Here is a 14798-nt window from a genome sequence, read left to right as displayed (position 1 = left end):
ACCGCCACCCTCCCGCCTGCGCGGGGGGCGACCGTTCGACGAACGCTGACGGGGGGCGGCGCCTTAGTGGGCGGCGGCGCTGTGGGTCAAGGCCTTGATCGGCACGTCAACGGCGATCGACTCGGTCTTCTTGTCCTTGTACTGGACCACCAGGGTCATCGGCACCGTCTCGCCTTCCTTCATCTGGCGCTTCAGGTTCATCAGCATGATGTGGTAGCCGCCGGAGGCGAGCTTGACTTCCTGCCCGGCCGGCAGGTCGAGGCCGGCGATCTGATGCATCTTCATCATCTGGCCGTCCATCACCATCTCATGGATTTCGGCGTCGGCCACGCTGGTGCGCACCTCGATCAGACGCGCATCGCGCGTCGACTTGAGCAGCATGAAGGCGCCGGTGGCCTTGGCGGCCGGCACGCTGGCGCGGACCCAAGGCTGGCTGACGCTGACCTGGGCCAGTGCGCAGGAAGAAACCGCCATCGACAGCAGCAGAGCGAAGAATTGCTTGTTCATGATATTTCCGATATTTGATGGTGCGGCGCCGGTCGCCAACATGGCTGGCGGCGCCCGCGATAGCCGCCAAGGGCGGCAAGGTCCAGGCGCCTGGCGCCTGAAAACAATGGTCGAACGGAGGGGAAATATCAGACTGCGGGCGGGCCGCGCGGGCGGGCGGCCGACCATGCCGTCAACGGTGACGGCGAACGGTAGAACAGCAGCGGTTGAAGGCGGGGCAGGTCAAACAAGCCGGCGCCGACGGCGGCGGCGGGCGGCAGGCCGAAGCTGCCGGCGTGGCTGACGCAGTAGCCGCAATCGTCCAGTTTGATGACGCGCTGCTTTTGCGGCGCCTGGCCGGCGGCCAGCGGCTGCGCCAGCGTCGTCGCCACGGGCGCCAGCGTCAGGCGGGTGCCGTCGCTGCGGCAGATTTCCCAGCTCGACGGCTGGCCGCTGACGAAGGCGATGGCGTGCGACACCGACGGCGCGAGCGCGTTGAGCAGGATCGCGAAACATGCGAGCCAGATCTGCCATCGTCGAATTGTCGGTTTCCTTGCCATGGGAGAATTATAACGGAAAGCCCGCGCGCCGCGGCGGGCCGGCAGCGCGCCGCGCCGCCATTTGCATAACCCAGGTCAAGAATTCGGCAGACCCGGGGCGGCGTCCCCGGCTTAGCGCACGTCCTTGATGATCTCGCGCGCCACCTCGACGGTGTCGCTGCCGTCGGTCAGCCAGATCTGGCCGTCCTGGATGGTGCATTGCAGCTGCATGCTGCGCTGGGCCATCTTGGCCAGCTGCTCGGTGGCGTCCGACGGCAGGTTGACCACGGTCAGGTTCTTGCAGCGCTCGACCTTGTTGGCCAGCGCCTTCCACCAGATGTGGCTGGTGGCGCTGTAGCTGTAGACGATGACGTGCTCGGAACGGCCGCAGGCCTTCAGGATCACCTTCTCGTCGGGCTGGCCGACCTCGATCCACAGCTGGATGGCGCCGGTCAGGTCCTTCTGCCACAGGTCCGGCTCCTCGACGTCGAACAAGCCCTTGGTGAAGCTCAGCGCCTCGTTGGCGTGGATGGCGAAGGCCAGCAGGCGCACCATCATCCGCTCGTCGGTCTCGGACGGGTGGCGCGCCAGCGTCAGCGACTGCGTCTCGTAGAAGTTGCGGTCCATGTCCGCGATCTGTAAATCGGCTTTGTAAATCGTTGCTTTGATTGCCATCTGTGAATCTGCCTGACGAATGAGTGTAAATGAAATAAATTATTTGAAGACGACGGTCTTGTCGCCGTTCTGCAAAATGCGGTGTTCGACGAACCACTTGACGGCGCGCGCCAGCACCACGCACTCGACGTCGCGGCCGATCGCCGACAGAGTCTCGGCGTCCATCGAATGGTCGACCCGCTCGACGTCCTGCTCGATGATCGGGCCCTCGTCCAGGTCGCCGGTGACGAAGTGGGCGGTGGCGCCGATCAGCTTGACGCCGCGGTGGTGCGCCTGGGCGTAGGGCTTGGCGCCCTTGAAGCTGGGCAGGAAGGAGTGGTGGATGTTGATCGCCTTGCCCTTCAGCGCGGTGCACAGCTGCGGCGAGAGGATCTGCATGTAGCGCGCCAGCACCACCAGGTCGACCTGGTGGGTGCCCATCAGCTCGATCACCTTGGCCTCCTGCGCCGCCTTGGCCTCGGCCGGCGCGCCGGCCGCCAGCGGCAGGTGGTGGAAGGGGATGTTGTAGCTGGCGGCCAGCTGGTAGAAGTCCATGTGGTTCGAGACGATGGCCGGGATCTCCACCGGCAGCAGGCCGCTCTTGTAGCGGAACAGCAGGTCGTTCAGGCAATGGCCGATCTTCGACACCATCAGCATCACGCGCGGCTTGTAGCGGGCGTCGCGCAGCTCCCAGTCGAGCTGCATGGTGGCGGCCAGCTCGGCGAAGTCGGCGCGCAGCAGCAGGTCGGAGATGCCGCCGTCCTCCAGCGAGAAGTGGACGCGCATGAAGAACAGGCGCGACTCGGCGTCGCCGAACTGGGCCGAGTCGATGATGTTGCAGCCGTGCTCGGCGAGGAAGCCCGATACGCGATGAACGATTCCGCGCTGGTCAAGGCATGAGAGGGTCAAAATGTATTCGGGATGGGTCATGGCTGGGCTTGGTGAACGGTGGGTGAACAATAACAAGGGCGGTATTGTCGCACGGCGCGGCGCTGTGGTCGCAAAACCACCACAAAACGCTGACGAAATGACCACAATACTAGGTGGCGAGACAAAATAGCACAGTCGTGCGAATATCCGGTATAGTAGGCCCCACAGCCCATTGAGAGGAAGAAAAAATGACAACGCAAGTCTTGGAGAACCTGCAGTTCCGTCTGGCCGCCCGTCCCGTGGGCATGGTCAAGGACAGCGACTGGCAGCAAGTGGTGGAGCCGGTGCGCGCCCTGGCCGACGGCGAGATCCTGGTCAAGGTGCTCTACCTGTCGCTCGACCCGGCCATGCGCGGCTGGATGAACGACGCCAAGTCCTACATCCGCCCGGTGGCCATCGGCGAGGTGATGCGGGCCGGCGGCATCGGCGTGGTGGTGGAATCGCGCAGCGCCAAGTTCGCCGTCGGCGACCACCTCTCCGGCGGCACCGGCGTGCAGCAGTACTGGGTCGGCGCGGCCGACGACAAGAGCGCCTCCTTCATCAAGGTCGACCCGGCGCTGGCGCCGCTGACCACCTATATGAACACGCTCGGCATGCCCGGCATGACCGCCTACTTCGGCCTGCTCGAGTCCGGCCAGCCGAAGGCCGGTGAAACGGTGGTGGTGTCGGGCGCCGCCGGCGCCGTCGGCCAGACCGTCGGCCAAGTCGCCAAGCAGCTCGGCTGCCGCGTCGTCGGCATCGCCGGCGGCAAGGAGAAGTGCGACTTCGTCGTCAAGGAGCTGGGCTTCGACGCCTGCATCGACTACAAGCAGGGCTCGGTGCGCGACGGCCTGAAGGAGTATTGTCCACAGGGCGTCGACGTGTACTTCGACAACGTCGGCGGCGAGATCCTCGACACCGTGCTGACCCGCATCAACCTGCGCGCCCGCATCGTCATTTGCGGCGCCATCTCGCAGTACAACAACACCACGCCGGTCAAGGGGCCGGCCAACTACCTGTCGCTGCTGGTCAACCGCGCGCGCATGGAGGGCATCGTGGTGTTCGACTACGCCGACCGCTACCACCTCGGCGTGGCCGCGCTGGGCAAATGGCTGCAGTCGGGCGCGATCAAGAGCAAGGAGGACATCGTGCAGGGCATCGAGAACTTCCCGGCGGCGCTCAACATGCTGTTCGAAGGCAAGAACTTCGGCAAGCTGGTGTTGCAGGTGGCGCGCGCCTAAACGCCCGCCCCGCGCCCACCCCGCGCCCGCCTCCCGCGCCGGTCGCCGCGCCCTCCGTCGTGATACCCTCCGGGTATCACGACCCTCCCTCCTCCCGCCCTGCCCCACCGCCCAATTTCGCCCCGTGCGGAACTTGCCGGCGCCGTCAACGTCTATCCTTTGCTGCCACCGCAGCCCGATGCCCGGGCCGGCCCCGGGGTTTTTCATCCAGGAACACAACAGCGAGGTAGAACCATGTTTGCGCAAGCACTCTCACCGGCCGTCAAGGCCCACTGCGACGTTGTGATCAACTTCCACACCGACCTGGCGCGCCGCGCGCTGGAGTCGCTGCAGGCCATCAGCGAGGTGAACATGCGCCTGACCAAGGAGGCCATGGCCGAGCTGGGCGAGGCCAGCCAGCGCATGCTGGCCACCGCCAAGCCGGCCGAGCAGCTGGCCAGCGCGCGCGGCGATGTCGGCGGCGATGTCGGCGGCAATGCTCTGCGCAACTACCAGCAAGGCCTGGCCGACGCGCTGGCGCGCGCCAACCACAGCCTGGCCCAGTCGGCCGAAACCCACCTGCCCAACGTCAGCCGCACCGCCAACGCGCTGGCCGACGACATGGTGCGCAAGGCCAACGAGGAAGGCGCCAAGGCCGCCGAGCGGCAGCGCCAGACGCTCGACCGCATGGGACTGCACGGCGCCAACGGCCAGGGCCGCCCCGCGCTGAGCCATTGATCCACTCACCAACAGGAGCGCCACCATGAGCCAGCAACATCCCCCCACCCCGTATTCGGCCAGCGACGCCATCGCCATGCTGTTGGCCGACCACCAAAAGGTCAGGCAGCTGTTCCGCGAGTTCGACCAGATCCGCGCGCAACGCGACGAGGCCGACCTGAAAGCCGAGCTGGTCGAGCAATTGTGCGAGCAGATCACCGTGCACAGCAAGCTCGAGCAGGAGATCTTCTACCCGGCCCTGCGCGCCGCCATCGGCGACGACGAGCTGATGGACGAGGCCGAGGCGGCGCACGCCTCGGTCAGCGACCTGATCCACCAGATCGAAGCGCTGGAGCCGGACGACGAACAGGTCGACGCCACCGTCACCGTGCTGCGCGAGCAGCTCGAGCAGCACCTCAGCGACGAGGAAAGCAATCTGTTTCCCAAGGCGCGGCAGGCCGGCCTCGACCTGGACACACTGCACGGCGAGATGGCCGACCTCAAGCAGGAACTGGAGGGCGACAGCGGCCCCCGGCCCGCGCCCGGCAGCGGTGGCCGCCGCAGCGGCCGCAGCGGCCAGGCCGGCGGCGACAAGCCGTCGCGTTCCTGAGCGCGCGCCGGAACTTAGACCCGGCCCGGCCCTCTAACCATACAGAGCAGCGGGAAGGATGCGCTGCTCCACTCCAGGCAATTTTCCCATCGACATCAGGAGACGGACATGGCTAGTAACCAAGGCAGCGAGCAAGGCAAGGGCAGCACTCAAAAGTCGGACAACCAGAGCAGCCAGAAGGGCACGGCCAAACGCGGCTTCGCCGCCATGGACGAGGAAACCCAGCGCGAGATCGCCAGCAAGGGCGGCCAGGCGGCGCACCAAAAAGGCACGGCGCACGAGTTCGACTCGGAGGAGGCGCGCCGCGCCGGCCAGAAAGGCGGCGAGGCGGTCAGCCGCGACCGCGAACACATGGCCGAAATCGGCCGCAAGGGCGGCGAAAGCCGGCAATCGGCGGCGCGCGGCGAGGCCAAGTCGGCCACGCGCAGCGGCAGCTCCGAGCAGCAAACCAAGGGCAGCACGCGGCAAGGAGGCAAGCCCGAAGGGGACCGCTGATGCCGCCGCCGCCGGCCAGCGGCTGACGGCCAGTAGCTAAGGGCCGGTAGCTGGCCGCTGGCCGCTGGCCGCTGCCAGCTACCTGCTACTTGCTGCCCTCTGCCTCCGATGCTCCCGCACGGCGCCGTGTTCACGCCGCCGCCAGCTCCCGCCGTGGTAGTGGCTGCCCTTGTCGTTGACGCGCATCGCCTTGCCGTTGCGGAAGGCGCCGCCGCCGGCAAGGGCGTGGAAGGTTTCGTCGTGCAGCGCGTCGTAGACGGCGGCGAAGACCGCCTCGCCGTCGCGCACCAGCGTCAGCGACATCGCCCAATTGGGAATGGCGCGGACGAACATCACAGCGCCGTCGATGGCGTCGCAGATCCAGTATTCGCCGCGCGACTGCCGACGGGCCGACGCGCCCTCGCCCTCGCCGCCGTCGTTGTCGTCCCCACCACCGCCCTTGCCGCCGTCCTCGCAGTCGCCGTCGTCATCGTTGGCCCCGGGCAGGCTCGGCTGGGTGCCGCCGAACATGCCGCACGCCGCCAACGTGCACGGCCACCAACTCAAGCACGGCCTGGCCGGCTACACCATTCATATGCACTCGGCGCTGTGCGCGGCGCTGCCGACACAGCCGAAGGTGCTGCGCATCTCGGCGCTGGCGCGCGCCCTGCTCGAGCGCATGAGCGAATGGCCGCAGGGTGTGCCGAACGACGCCGCCGCGCTGCGCCTGATGACGGTGTTCCTCGACGAGATCGGCAACGCCGAGCCGGACCCTTTGCATCTGACCATGCCGCGCCAACCGCGCCTGCAGACGATGGCGGCCGTCATCGCCGACGACCCGGCCGACGACACCGACCTGGACGGCTGGGCGCTGCGCTTGGGCCTGTCGCGGCGCAGCATCTCGCGCCACTTCCGCGCCGAGACCGGCATGTCGCTGGTGGAATGGCGCCAGATCGCGCGCCTGCAAAAGGGTGTGGAATGGCTGGCCGCCGGGCAGTCGGTGACGACGGTGGCGATGGCGCTGGCGCTGGGTTACGACAGCGTCAGCAGCTTTATCGCCTTGTTCCGCCGCATCCTGGGCACCACGCCGGCGCAGTTCGCCAGCGCCCGGCAGCGCGACGCTAACTAAGGCGGCTGGACAACCCACCGGCGAAAAATTCGGGTCAGACCCTGAGGGTCTGACCCTGGCTCTTTGCCTTTGGTTTGGCAGCCGCTCAGCCGGCGCGGCCGATGATGACGCTGGAGGCCTTGAAGATGGCGCTGACGGCGCCGCCGACGGCCAGGCCCAGCGTGTCGCCGCTGTCGCGCGTGACGATGGCGGCGATGGTGCCGCCGCCCGGCAGCTCGATGCTGACCTCGGAGTTCACCGCGCCCACCTGCAGCCGGGTGATGCTGCCGGCCAACTGGTTGCGCGCCGAAAAGCGCGCCGCGCCGGCGTCGCTGACGACGATGATGGCCGAGGCCTTGACCAGCGCGAAGGCCGAGGCGCCCACCGCCAGCCCCAGGCTGTCGGTGCTGTCGCAGGTGATGGTGGCGACGATGTGCTGGCCGCCCATGATCTCCAGGGTGACCTCGTCGTTGACCACGCCACGCTTGAGGCCGGTGACAATGCCGCTGAACTGGTTGCGTGCGCTGGTTTTCATTTTCATCTTCTGGATCAACAAGAAATCATCGGCCAGCGCGTGCGACTGCTGGCTCAAGTGGGCGACGAACTGGCGGTGTTCCTGTTCGATCAGGCGGAAGTTCTCCACCAACTGGGCGCCGCGCCGGGTCAGCCGCGTGCCGCCGCCGCCCTTGCCGCCGGCCAGCCGCTCGACCAAGGTCTCGCCGGCCAGGTTGTTCATCGCCTCGATGGCGTCCCAGGCCGCCTTGTAACTCATCTTGATGGCCTTGGCCGCGGCCGTGATCGAGCCGTGCTCGGCGATTGCCGCCAGCAGGGCGACGCGGTCCTGGCCGCCGAACTTCTCGCCGCCGATGGTCATCCACACATTGCCCTGCAGCGCCAGCTGGGCTGCCGGCTTGTGCTCTTGCGGCGCTGAGGGCGATTGCTCAGCCTGTTGTTCGGCCGGTTGTTCGGGCTGTTGTTCGATACTAGGCTTCATATTGCGCAATTCTCTCCACATCGTCGACATCCGTGATCCTACCATCGTCCATGCGCAGCACATGCTCGCCGAAGGCCAGCGCGTCGTCCGGATCGTGGGTGATCATGATCATCGGAATGGCCAGGCGGCGTTGCAGCGCGTCCAGCTCGCCGCGCATGCGCGCGCGCAAGGCCGGGTCGAGCGCGGCGAACGGTTCGTCGAGCAGCAGCGCGCGCGGGCTGGCGATCAGCGCGCGCGCCAGCGCCACCCGCTGCCGCTGCCCGCCCGACAACTGGTCCGGCAACTGCTGCGCCACCGCGTCCAGCTCGAAGGCCGCCAGCCAGTAGCGCAGCGCCTCGTGGTCGACCCGGCTGAGCGGATTGAACCAGCCGCGCTGCAAGCCGAAGGCGATGTTCTGCCGCACGTTCAAATGGGGAAACAGCGCGTAGTCCTGGAACAGATAGCCGACCTGGCGCCGCTGCGGCGCCAGGTCCAGCCCGGCGGAGTGGTCGAACAGCGCCACGCCGCCCAGCTCGATGCGGCCGGCGTCCGGCGTCATCAACCCGGCCACGGCCTTCAGCAGCTGGCTCTTGCCGGCGCCCGAGGCGCCGTAGATGACGATGCGCTGGCTGGCCGAAGCGAAGCTGGCTTGCAAATGGAATTCGCGCTGGCCCGAGCGCAGCGTCTTGCGGATGTCCAGCTTGATTTGCAGATCCGGCTTAGCCATGGCTGCCTCCTTTGTTGCGGTTCGGCGTGAGTTTGTTGGCCAATATCAGCACCACGATGCAGGTCAGCGAGGTGATGACGACCAGCAGGTTGGCGCTGTCGTCCTGCCCCGCCTGCACCGCCTCGTAGACGGCGATCGACAGGGTCTGCGTCTTGCCGGGAATGCTGCCGGCCACCATCAGCGTGGCGCCGAACTCGCCCATCGAGCGGGCGAAGGCCAGCAGGGTGCCGGCCAGCACGCCGCGCCAGGCCAGCGGCAGGGTCACGCGCAGGAACACCGCCGCCGCCGGCAGGCCCAGCACGCGGGCGGCCTGCTCCAGCTGAGGGTCGACCGTCTCGAAGGCCGAGCGGGCCGACTTGAGCACCAGCGGAAACGCCACCACGGCGGCGGCGATCACCGCCGCCTGCCAGGTGAAGATCAGGTTGATGCCGAAATTGGTTTGCAGCCAGGCGCCGAGCCAGCCCTCGCGGCCGATCAACACCAGCAGATAGTAGCCCAGCACGGTCGGCGGCATCACCATCGGCAGGGTCAACATGGCGTCGAGCAGCTCGCGGCCGGCGAAACGGCAGCGCGCCAACAGATAGCCGAAGCCGATGCCGAACAGCAGGTCGAGCGCCGTGGCCCAGCAGGCCACCTTCAACGACAGGCCCAGCGCGGTCCACGCCGGGCCGTTCAGCAATACCTCGCGCCAGGTGGCCAGCATCTCCGCCATGGTTGCCTACGGACGGCCGAAGCCGTACTTGCCGAGGATGGCCTGGCCGGCCGGCGCCAGCACGAAGGCGATGAACTGGCGGCCGCCGGCCTGCTGCGGACCGCTGGCGATGGCGGCGATGGGATAGGTGACCGGCGTTTCGGTCGGCACCGTCACCACCAGCTTGACCTTGTCCTTCTGCACCGCCACGTCGGTGGCGTAGACGAAGCCGGCGTCGACCTCGCCGCGCGCCACGTAGTCCAGGCTCTGCCGCACGGACGTGCCATAGATGGCCTTCGGTTCGACGGCGGCCCACAGCTTGGCCTGCTCCAGCGCGTGCTTGGCGTAGCGGCCGATCGGCACGCTGGCCGGGTTGCCCAGGGTGACGCGGGTGACGCCGGCCTGCTGCAGATCGGCCAGGCTCTTCAGCCCCAGCGTGCTCGACAGTGGCGCGATCAGCACCACGCTGTTGCTGACGAAGTTCTTGCGCGTGCCCGGCTGCAGCAGCTTCATGCCCTCGGCCTTGTCCATCGCCTGCTGGTCGGCCGAGGCGAACACGTCGACCGGTGCGCCCTTGCCGATCTGCTGCACCAGCGCGTCCGAGGCGGCGAAGTTGAGCAGCACCTTGTCGCCGGCGTGCTCCTTCTCGTAGGCCTGGGCGATTTCCTTGAAGGCGTTGCTCAGGCTGGCGGCGGCCGAGACGGTGATGTCGGCGGCCTGGGCCGAGACGGCGCCGGCGGACAACAGCAGCGCCAGCATCAGGCGGCGACGGAACGGGGTGGCAGACGGCGAACAAGACATCGTGAACATCCTTTATCGGTGAGTGGGTAGCGCGATATAAGTGATTATATAGCGCGTATGATCTTTCTGTCATACATCGAAATGAGTAGCTCCCATACGCCGAATTCCTAGATGTCCTATAATTTCAGGAATTACTGAAAATTGAAAAAGAAGGAATCATATGCAGAACCTCAGCCCGCTGGCGACCAAATTCATCCTCCACTTCGGCGAAATGGGCAGCCGCTGGGGCATCAACCGCACCGTCGGGCAAATGTACGCCCTGCTCTACGTGCTGGGCCGGCCGCTCAACGCCGACGAGATCGCCGACTTCCTCGGCTTCTCCCGTTCCAACGTGTCGATGGGCCTGAAGGAGCTGCAATCGTGGCGCCTGGTCAAACTACTGCACCAGCCGGGCGACCGCCGCGAATACTTCGAACCGCCCAAGGACATCTGGGAAATCTTCAAGGCCCTGTTGGAGGAACGCCGCCGGCGCGAGGTCGAGCCGACCCTGTCGATGCTGCGCGACGCCCTGCTGGATACGCCCGCCACCGAGGAGGACCGCATCGCCCAGCAACGCATGCGCGAGATGTACGACCTGATCGAACTGTCCAGCTCCTGGTTCGACGACGTCCAGCGCCTGTCGCCGGAAACCCTGGCCGGCCTGATGAAGATGGGATCGACCGTGAAAAAACTGCTCGACGTCGGCGACACCGTGCGCGGCAAGCTCGGCTTCGGTCGCGGCGGCGCCAACGCCGACGCGCCGGACGAACTGGCCGAGGACGCGCGCGGCAACAGCCGCGACGGCGGCCGGGACAACTAAGATGCCGCGCCGCCTGCATGGCTCCTCCCTGGCGCTGGCCATCACGCTGGCGCTGCTGCTCAAGGCCCTGATCTTGTTCGGCCTGTGGAAGGCCTTCTTCTCCACCCCGCAAGCGAAACACATGCGCGTGCCGGCGGCCCAGGTGCAGCAGCACTTCTTCGCCGCGCAGCAGCAGCAGCAGCAGCAGCAGCAGCAGCAGCCGGCAGCGCCGGCGGCCACAACCAATACCCACCACCCGCTCTCTCGCAAAGGTCTATGATGAGTCCTCTCGACGACGTCGTCAGTTTGTCGCGCCTGCAGTTCGCTGCCACCGCGATGTATCACTTCTTGTTTGTTCCCCTCACCCTGGGGCTGTCCTGGATCCTGGTCATCATGGAGTCGGTCTACGTGATGACCGGCAAGGAGATCTACCGCGACATGACCAAGTTCTGGGGCAAGCTGTTCGGCATCAACTTCGCCATGGGCGTGACCACCGGCATCACGCTGGAATTCCAGTTCGGCACCAACTGGGCCTACTACTCGCACTACGTCGGCGACATCTTCGGCACCCCGCTGGCGATCGAGGGCATGATGGCCTTCTTCCTCGAATCGACCTTCGTCGGCCTGTTCTTCTTTGGCTGGAGCAAGCTGTCCAAGGTGCAGCACCTGGGCGTGACCTTCCTGGTCGCCCTCGGCTCCAGCCTGTCGGCGCTGTGGATCTTGATCGCCAACGGCTGGATGAACCACCCGGTCGGCGCCGAGTTCAACTTCGAGACCATGCGCATGGAGCTGGTCAGCCTCGGCGAGGTCTTCCTCAATCCGGTGGCCCAGGTCAAGTTCGTCCACACCGTCGCGGCCGGCTATGTGACGGCGTCGATGTTCGTGCTCGGCATCTCCGCCTTCTACCTGCTGAAGGCGCGCGACATCCCCTTCGCCCTGCGCTCCTTCGCCATCGCCGCCGGCTTCGGCCTGGCCTCGACCCTGTCGGTGATCGTGCTGGGCGACGAGTCCGGCTACACCGCCGGCGAGGTCAACAAGGTCAAGCTGGCCGCCATCGAGGCCGAATGGGAGACCGAGCCGGCGCCGGCCGGCATCACCCTGATCGGCCTGCCCAACGACGCCGCCGAGCGCACCGACTACGCCGTCAAGATCCCCTACGTGCTTGGCCTGATCGCCACCCGCTCGGCCGACCAGCAGGTGACCGGCATCAAGGAACTCAAGCGCAACCACGAAGTGCGCATCCGCAACGGCATGAAGGCCTACGCCGCGCTGAGCCGCCTGAAGGCCGGCGACAAATCGCCCGAGGCGCGCGCCGCCTTCAGCGCGCTCAAGGACGACCTCGGCTACGGCCTGCTGCTGAAGAAGTACACGCCCCAGGTGATCGACGCCACCGAAGCGCAGATCAAGCTGGCCGTCAACGACACCATCCCCAAGGTGGCGCCGCTGTTCTGGTCCTTCCGCCTCATGGTCGGCCTGGGCATCCTGTTCCTGTTCATCTTCAGCGCCTCGTTCTACTTCCTGGTGCGCAAGCGCCTGGCCTCGCAACGCTGGCTGCTGCGCCTGGCCGTCTGCGCCATCCCCCTGCCCTGGGTCGCCGCCGAGCTCGGTTGGGTGGTGGCCGAGTACGGCCGCCAGCCCTGGACCATCGCCGGCATCCTGCCGACCCACCTGTCGGCCTCGACCCAGTCGGTCGGCAACCTCTACTTCAGCCTGGCCGGCTTCATCGGCTTCTACACCTTGCTGCTGGTGATCGAGATGACGCTGATGCTCAAGTTCGCCCGCCAGGGGCCAAGCAGCTTGCACACCGGCAAGTACCACTGGGAACAAGCGGCGTTGGCGGCACAGCCCGCCGCGCACTAAGGAGAGAACATGTTATTCGACTACGCAACGTATAAAGTGATCTGGTGGTGCTTCGTCGGCGTGCTGCTGATCGGCTTCGCCCTGACCGACGGCTTCGACTTCGGCGTCGGCATGTCGCTGCCCTTCCTCGGCAAGAACGACGCCGAGCGGCGCGTCATCATCAACACCATCGGCCCGACCTGGGAGGGCAACCAGACCTGGTTCATCGCCGCCGGCGGCTGCCTGTTCGCCGCCTGGCCGCTGGTCTACGCGGCGGCCTTCTCCGGCTTCTACATCGCCCTGATGCTGTGCCTGTTCGCGCTGTTCTTCCGCCCGGTCGGCTTCGACTACCGCAGCAAGATCGCCGACCCGCGCTGGCGCAACGCCTGGGACTGGGGCCTGTTCACCGGCGGATTCGTGCCGCCGCTAATCTTCGGCGTGGCCTTCGGCAACCTGCTGCAGGGCGTGCCCTTCGCCTACGACGACACCATGCGCATGAGCTACAGCGGCGACTTCCTCGGCCTGCTCAACCCCTTCGGCCTGCTGGCCGGCGTGCTCAGCGTGGCCATGCTGGCGATGCACGGCGCCACCTTCCTGCATCAAAAGACCGAGGGCGACATCGCCCGCCGCGCCCGCAGCCTGGCGATCTGGGCGGCGGCGCTGACGATGCTGCTGTTCTCCGCCGCCGGCGTGTGGATCGCCACCGGCATCGACGGCTATCGCATCGACACCATGCCCGACGTCAACAGCTCCTTCATGCCGGTCGCCAAGACGGTGCTGCAGGCGCGCGGCGCCTGGCTGGACAACTACACCCGCTACCCGCTGACGCAGGCCTTCCCGGTCGCCGCCATCGCCGGCGCCGCGCTGGTGATGCTGCTGAGCGCGCGCCGCCACACCGTGAGCGCCTTCCTGGCCAGCGGCCTGAGCGTGGCGTCCATCGTCCTGACGGCCGGCGCGGCGATGTTCCCCTTCATCATGCCGTCGTCGCTGGCGCCGGGCAGCAGCCTGACCGCCTGGGACGCCGTGGCCAGCCACAAGAGCCTGGGCGTGATGTTCTGGGTGGTCGTCGTCATGCTGCCGATCATCGTCATCTACACCAGCTGGGTCTACCGCGTGGTGCGCGGCAAGGTCACGCTTGAGCACATCCGCGACAACGAACACACCGCCTACTAGAGAAGGAGCAACCATGTGGTATTTCGCCTGGATATTGGGGATCGGCCTGGCGCTGTCCCTGGCCATCATCAACGTAATGTGGCTGGAGGCCAACTACGCCTTCGGCCAGCGCGACGAGGAGCAAACCCGCGCCAGCTTCGAGAACGCGCGCAAGCGCGGGCGCGGACGCTGAGCAATAGCGGCGCGAGCGAGCGGAAGGAGGACAGCAGGCGGCGCCGTGCTGTCTATTCGACCCGAACCAAAACAGCCGCATATGCGTGCCGTAAAGTACACTTGCGTCTATGGGGTTGGACCCGACAGATGAAGCGGGGAAAGCCTATAGCATCGAATGAAAAGGGAAAAAGGTCCAATGGTTTTGACTGGTACGTTGACTATAATGGCAAGCAACGGTCGGTAGCCGTCCTGATCAGGACTTTTCTTTATAAATTTGACAATTCTTCGAGCCGGCCGGCACGACGTAAATCAGTTGAAGTGCGGACAGGTTGTCTCGTATCTATCAGATCTACGAATGGTCAAGGAAAATTATGCCAACTTTATGGTCTCATCATTCAGATGTTTTTCAAAGACCATGCACCGCCACACTTCCACGTAAAGTACGCAGAGCACAAGGCAATTATCGACATCCGAGAGCTGGCACTGATCGAGGGCAAGTTGCCGCGCCGCGCGTTGGGTCTAGTTCTCGACTGGGCCGAGTTACATCAGACCGAATTGCTCGCAGATTGGCAGCTATGCCAAGACATGCAGAGTCCAAAACCAATTGCCCCTTTGGAGTGAAACCATGGAATGGGATGTTATTGACGTTAAGGTTGCTGGCGATTTCGCGCTGGTCGTGCGATTCCAAGATGGGCTGCAAGGTGCGGTGAAGTTCTCGCCGAGTTTCTTTCGCGGCGTATTCACGCACTTAGCCAATCCTCCAGAATTCCAGAAAGTGCATGTCGTAGACGGCGTAGTGACCTGGCCAGGCGAGTTGGATTTGGCGCCGGATGCAATGTATGCGGAAATCAAACGCAGCGGCGAATGGCTGCTCAACTAAGGCGATGACGCGACGTTCATTCCTATCTGCGAGAACGGCTCACCAACAGGCAGACGGCTAAGCCAG

At 65.9% G+C, this 14798-nt stretch carries 21 protein-coding genes; 12 read left to right on the top strand and 9 right to left on the bottom strand.

The genetic code is table 11. From position 1 onward, the window contains the following. Window positions 1–63 precede the first annotated feature (63 nt). From BM252_RS15070 to purU, 4 genes are all read right to left on the bottom strand, one after another. On the bottom strand, window positions 64–507 hold the full coding sequence (locus BM252_RS15070; RefSeq protein ID WP_093388481.1) for a copper chaperone PCu(A)C: 444 nt from the start codon (window positions 505–507) through the stop codon (window positions 64–66). A gap of 128 nt (window positions 508–635) precedes the next feature. Beyond that, the gene (locus BM252_RS15065; RefSeq protein WP_093388480.1) at window positions 636–1046 is read right to left on the bottom strand and encodes a DUF2946 domain-containing protein; all 411 of its coding nucleotides are present in this window, start codon (window positions 1044–1046) and stop codon (window positions 636–638) included. A 111-nt stretch (window positions 1047–1157) separates the two neighbouring features. Further along, window positions 1158–1700 carry a YaeQ family protein gene (locus BM252_RS15060; protein WP_093388479.1) on the bottom strand — a complete coding sequence of 181 codons (543 nt, stop codon included), beginning with the start codon at window positions 1698–1700 and terminating at the stop codon, window positions 1158–1160. 39 nt (window positions 1701–1739) lie between these two features. Continuing rightward, window positions 1740–2609: a formyltetrahydrofolate deformylase gene (purU, locus tag BM252_RS15055; protein ID WP_093388478.1), complete on the bottom strand. Its 870-nt coding sequence runs from the start codon at window positions 2607–2609 to the stop codon at window positions 1740–1742. Between the two features lie 188 nt (window positions 2610–2797). Here purU and BM252_RS15050 point away from each other — a divergent pair, with 188 nt between their 5' ends. The 4 genes from BM252_RS15050 to BM252_RS15035 all read left to right on the top strand — a co-directional run bounded on the left by BM252_RS15050 (window position 2798) and on the right by BM252_RS15035 (window position 5630). After that, complete coding sequence (locus BM252_RS15050) at window positions 2798–3829, top strand: NADP-dependent oxidoreductase (RefSeq protein ID WP_093388477.1); 1032 nt, start codon at window positions 2798–2800, stop codon at window positions 3827–3829. 234 nt (window positions 3830–4063) lie between these two features. Next, window positions 4064–4546: a hypothetical protein gene (locus BM252_RS15045; RefSeq protein ID WP_139236509.1), complete on the top strand. Its 483-nt coding sequence runs from the start codon at window positions 4064–4066 to the stop codon at window positions 4544–4546. Window positions 4547–4571: 25 nt separating this feature from the next. After that, complete coding sequence (locus BM252_RS15040; RefSeq protein ID WP_093388475.1) at window positions 4572–5135, top strand: hemerythrin domain-containing protein; 564 nt, start codon at window positions 4572–4574, stop codon at window positions 5133–5135. 108 nt (window positions 5136–5243) lie between these two features. Beyond that, window positions 5244–5630 carry a KGG domain-containing protein gene (locus tag BM252_RS15035; RefSeq protein WP_093388474.1) on the top strand — a complete coding sequence of 129 codons (387 nt, stop codon included), beginning with the start codon at window positions 5244–5246 and terminating at the stop codon, window positions 5628–5630. 78 nt (window positions 5631–5708) lie between these two features. Here the strand turns inward: BM252_RS15035 and BM252_RS15030 are convergent, their stop codons facing one another. After that, window positions 5709–6155, bottom strand: coding sequence for an inositol monophosphatase family protein (locus tag BM252_RS15030; protein WP_245774269.1), 447 nt, complete (start codon window positions 6153–6155; stop codon window positions 5709–5711). On the opposite strand from BM252_RS15030, the gene BM252_RS15025 reads away from it, so the two are divergent. Next, the gene (locus BM252_RS15025) at window positions 6139–6738 is read left to right on the top strand and encodes an AraC family transcriptional regulator (RefSeq protein WP_174900528.1); all 600 of its coding nucleotides are present in this window, start codon (window positions 6139–6141) and stop codon (window positions 6736–6738) included. The genes BM252_RS15030 and BM252_RS15025 overlap by 17 nt on opposite strands. Window positions 6739–6823: 85 nt before the next feature. Here BM252_RS15025 and BM252_RS15020 read toward each other — a convergent pair whose 3' ends face one another. The 4 genes from BM252_RS15020 to modA all read right to left on the bottom strand — a co-directional run bounded on the left by BM252_RS15020 (window position 6824) and on the right by modA (window position 9909). Next, complete coding sequence (locus BM252_RS15020; protein ID WP_245774273.1) at window positions 6824–7591, bottom strand: TOBE domain-containing protein; 768 nt, start codon at window positions 7589–7591, stop codon at window positions 6824–6826. A 109-nt stretch (window positions 7592–7700) separates the two neighbouring features. Beyond that, entirely contained in the window at window positions 7701–8402 is a 702-nt protein-coding gene (locus BM252_RS15015; protein WP_093388516.1) for an ATP-binding cassette domain-containing protein, read from the bottom strand. 7 nt (window positions 8403–8409) lie between these two features. Then, window positions 8410–9129 (bottom strand): molybdate ABC transporter permease subunit, encoded by a 720-nt coding sequence (modB, locus tag BM252_RS15010; RefSeq protein ID WP_245774268.1) that lies wholly within the window; start codon window positions 9127–9129, stop codon window positions 8410–8412. 6 nt (window positions 9130–9135) lie between these two features. Further along, the gene (gene modA, locus BM252_RS15005; protein ID WP_245774267.1) at window positions 9136–9909 is read right to left on the bottom strand and encodes a molybdate ABC transporter substrate-binding protein; all 774 of its coding nucleotides are present in this window, start codon (window positions 9907–9909) and stop codon (window positions 9136–9138) included. 160 nt (window positions 9910–10069) lie between these two features. On the opposite strand from modA, the gene BM252_RS15000 reads away from it, so the two are divergent. The 7 genes from BM252_RS15000 (at window position 10070) to BM252_RS14970 (ending at window position 14732) form a co-directional block, all read left to right on the top strand. Then, window positions 10070–10708, top strand: coding sequence for a GbsR/MarR family transcriptional regulator (locus BM252_RS15000; protein WP_093388470.1), 639 nt, complete (start codon window positions 10070–10072; stop codon window positions 10706–10708). Window position 10709: 1 nt separating this feature from the next. Continuing rightward, window positions 10710–10967 carry a cytochrome oxidase putative small subunit CydP gene (gene cydP / locus BM252_RS14995; protein ID WP_093388469.1) on the top strand — a complete coding sequence of 86 codons (258 nt, stop codon included), beginning with the start codon at window positions 10710–10712 and terminating at the stop codon, window positions 10965–10967. Next, window positions 10967–12547 carry a cytochrome ubiquinol oxidase subunit I gene (locus BM252_RS14990; protein ID WP_093388514.1) on the top strand — a complete coding sequence of 527 codons (1581 nt, stop codon included), beginning with the start codon at window positions 10967–10969 and terminating at the stop codon, window positions 12545–12547. The genes cydP and BM252_RS14990 overlap by 1 nt, the downstream gene beginning before the upstream one ends. Window positions 12548–12556: 9 nt before the next feature. Next, window positions 12557–13699: a cytochrome d ubiquinol oxidase subunit II gene (cydB, locus tag BM252_RS14985; RefSeq protein WP_093388468.1), complete on the top strand. Its 1143-nt coding sequence runs from the start codon at window positions 12557–12559 to the stop codon at window positions 13697–13699. A 13-nt stretch (window positions 13700–13712) separates the two neighbouring features. Then, window positions 13713–13871: a cytochrome bd-I oxidase subunit CydX gene (cydX, locus tag BM252_RS14980; protein ID WP_093388467.1), complete on the top strand. Its 159-nt coding sequence runs from the start codon at window positions 13713–13715 to the stop codon at window positions 13869–13871. Window positions 13872–13999: 128 nt separating this feature from the next. Beyond that, complete coding sequence (locus BM252_RS31990) at window positions 14000–14473, top strand: DUF4160 domain-containing protein (RefSeq protein ID WP_281249354.1); 474 nt, start codon at window positions 14000–14002, stop codon at window positions 14471–14473. A 4-nt stretch (window positions 14474–14477) separates the two neighbouring features. Beyond that, window positions 14478–14732 (top strand): DUF2442 domain-containing protein, encoded by a 255-nt coding sequence (locus tag BM252_RS14970; RefSeq protein WP_093388465.1) that lies wholly within the window; start codon window positions 14478–14480, stop codon window positions 14730–14732. The last annotated feature ends 66 nt before the right edge of the window (window positions 14733–14798 follow it).

Source organism: Rugamonas rubra, from assembly GCF_900114705.1.
In the GTDB taxonomy this organism is placed as follows: domain Bacteria; phylum Pseudomonadota; class Gammaproteobacteria; order Burkholderiales; family Burkholderiaceae_D; genus Rugamonas; species Rugamonas rubra.
Note: the sequence above shows the minus strand (reverse complement) of the source record. Positions and strands in the feature narration are given on the sequence as shown.

Coding starts and splice junctions, on each gene's coding strand:
- BM252_RS15065 (WP_093388480.1), bottom strand. CDS start 1,046: ATGGCAAGGAAACCGACAATTCGACGATGGCAGATCTGGCTCGCATGT.
- modA (WP_245774267.1), bottom strand. CDS start 9,909: ATGTCTTGTTCGCCGTCTGCCACCCCGTTCCGTCGCCGCCTGATGCTG.
- BM252_RS15000 (WP_093388470.1), top strand. CDS start 10,070: ATGCAGAACCTCAGCCCGCTGGCGACCAAATTCATCCTCCACTTCGGC.
- BM252_RS15020 (WP_245774273.1), bottom strand. CDS start 7,591: ATGACCATCGGCGGCGAGAAGTTCGGCGGCCAGGACCGCGTCGCCCTG.
- BM252_RS15040 (WP_093388475.1), top strand. CDS start 4,572: ATGAGCCAGCAACATCCCCCCACCCCGTATTCGGCCAGCGACGCCATC.
- BM252_RS14970 (WP_093388465.1), top strand. CDS start 14,478: ATGGAATGGGATGTTATTGACGTTAAGGTTGCTGGCGATTTCGCGCTG.
- BM252_RS15045 (WP_139236509.1), top strand. CDS start 4,064: ATGTTTGCGCAAGCACTCTCACCGGCCGTCAAGGCCCACTGCGACGTT.
- BM252_RS15070 (WP_093388481.1), bottom strand. CDS start 507: ATGAACAAGCAATTCTTCGCTCTGCTGCTGTCGATGGCGGTTTCTTCC.
- BM252_RS15050 (WP_093388477.1), top strand. CDS start 2,798: ATGACAACGCAAGTCTTGGAGAACCTGCAGTTCCGTCTGGCCGCCCGT.
- BM252_RS31990 (WP_281249354.1), top strand. CDS start 14,000: ATGAAGCGGGGAAAGCCTATAGCATCGAATGAAAAGGGAAAAAGGTCC.
- modB (WP_245774268.1), bottom strand. CDS start 9,129: ATGGCGGAGATGCTGGCCACCTGGCGCGAGGTATTGCTGAACGGCCCG.
- purU (WP_093388478.1), bottom strand. CDS start 2,609: ATGACCCATCCCGAATACATTTTGACCCTCTCATGCCTTGACCAGCGC.
- cydX (WP_093388467.1), top strand. CDS start 13,713: ATGTGGTATTTCGCCTGGATATTGGGGATCGGCCTGGCGCTGTCCCTG.
- cydB (WP_093388468.1), top strand. CDS start 12,557: ATGTTATTCGACTACGCAACGTATAAAGTGATCTGGTGGTGCTTCGTC.
- BM252_RS15060 (WP_093388479.1), bottom strand. CDS start 1,700: ATGGCAATCAAAGCAACGATTTACAAAGCCGATTTACAGATCGCGGAC.
- BM252_RS15025 (WP_174900528.1), top strand. CDS start 6,139: ATGCCGCACGCCGCCAACGTGCACGGCCACCAACTCAAGCACGGCCTG.
- cydP (WP_093388469.1), top strand. CDS start 10,710: ATGCCGCGCCGCCTGCATGGCTCCTCCCTGGCGCTGGCCATCACGCTG.
- BM252_RS15035 (WP_093388474.1), top strand. CDS start 5,244: ATGGCTAGTAACCAAGGCAGCGAGCAAGGCAAGGGCAGCACTCAAAAG.
- BM252_RS14990 (WP_093388514.1), top strand. CDS start 10,967: ATGAGTCCTCTCGACGACGTCGTCAGTTTGTCGCGCCTGCAGTTCGCT.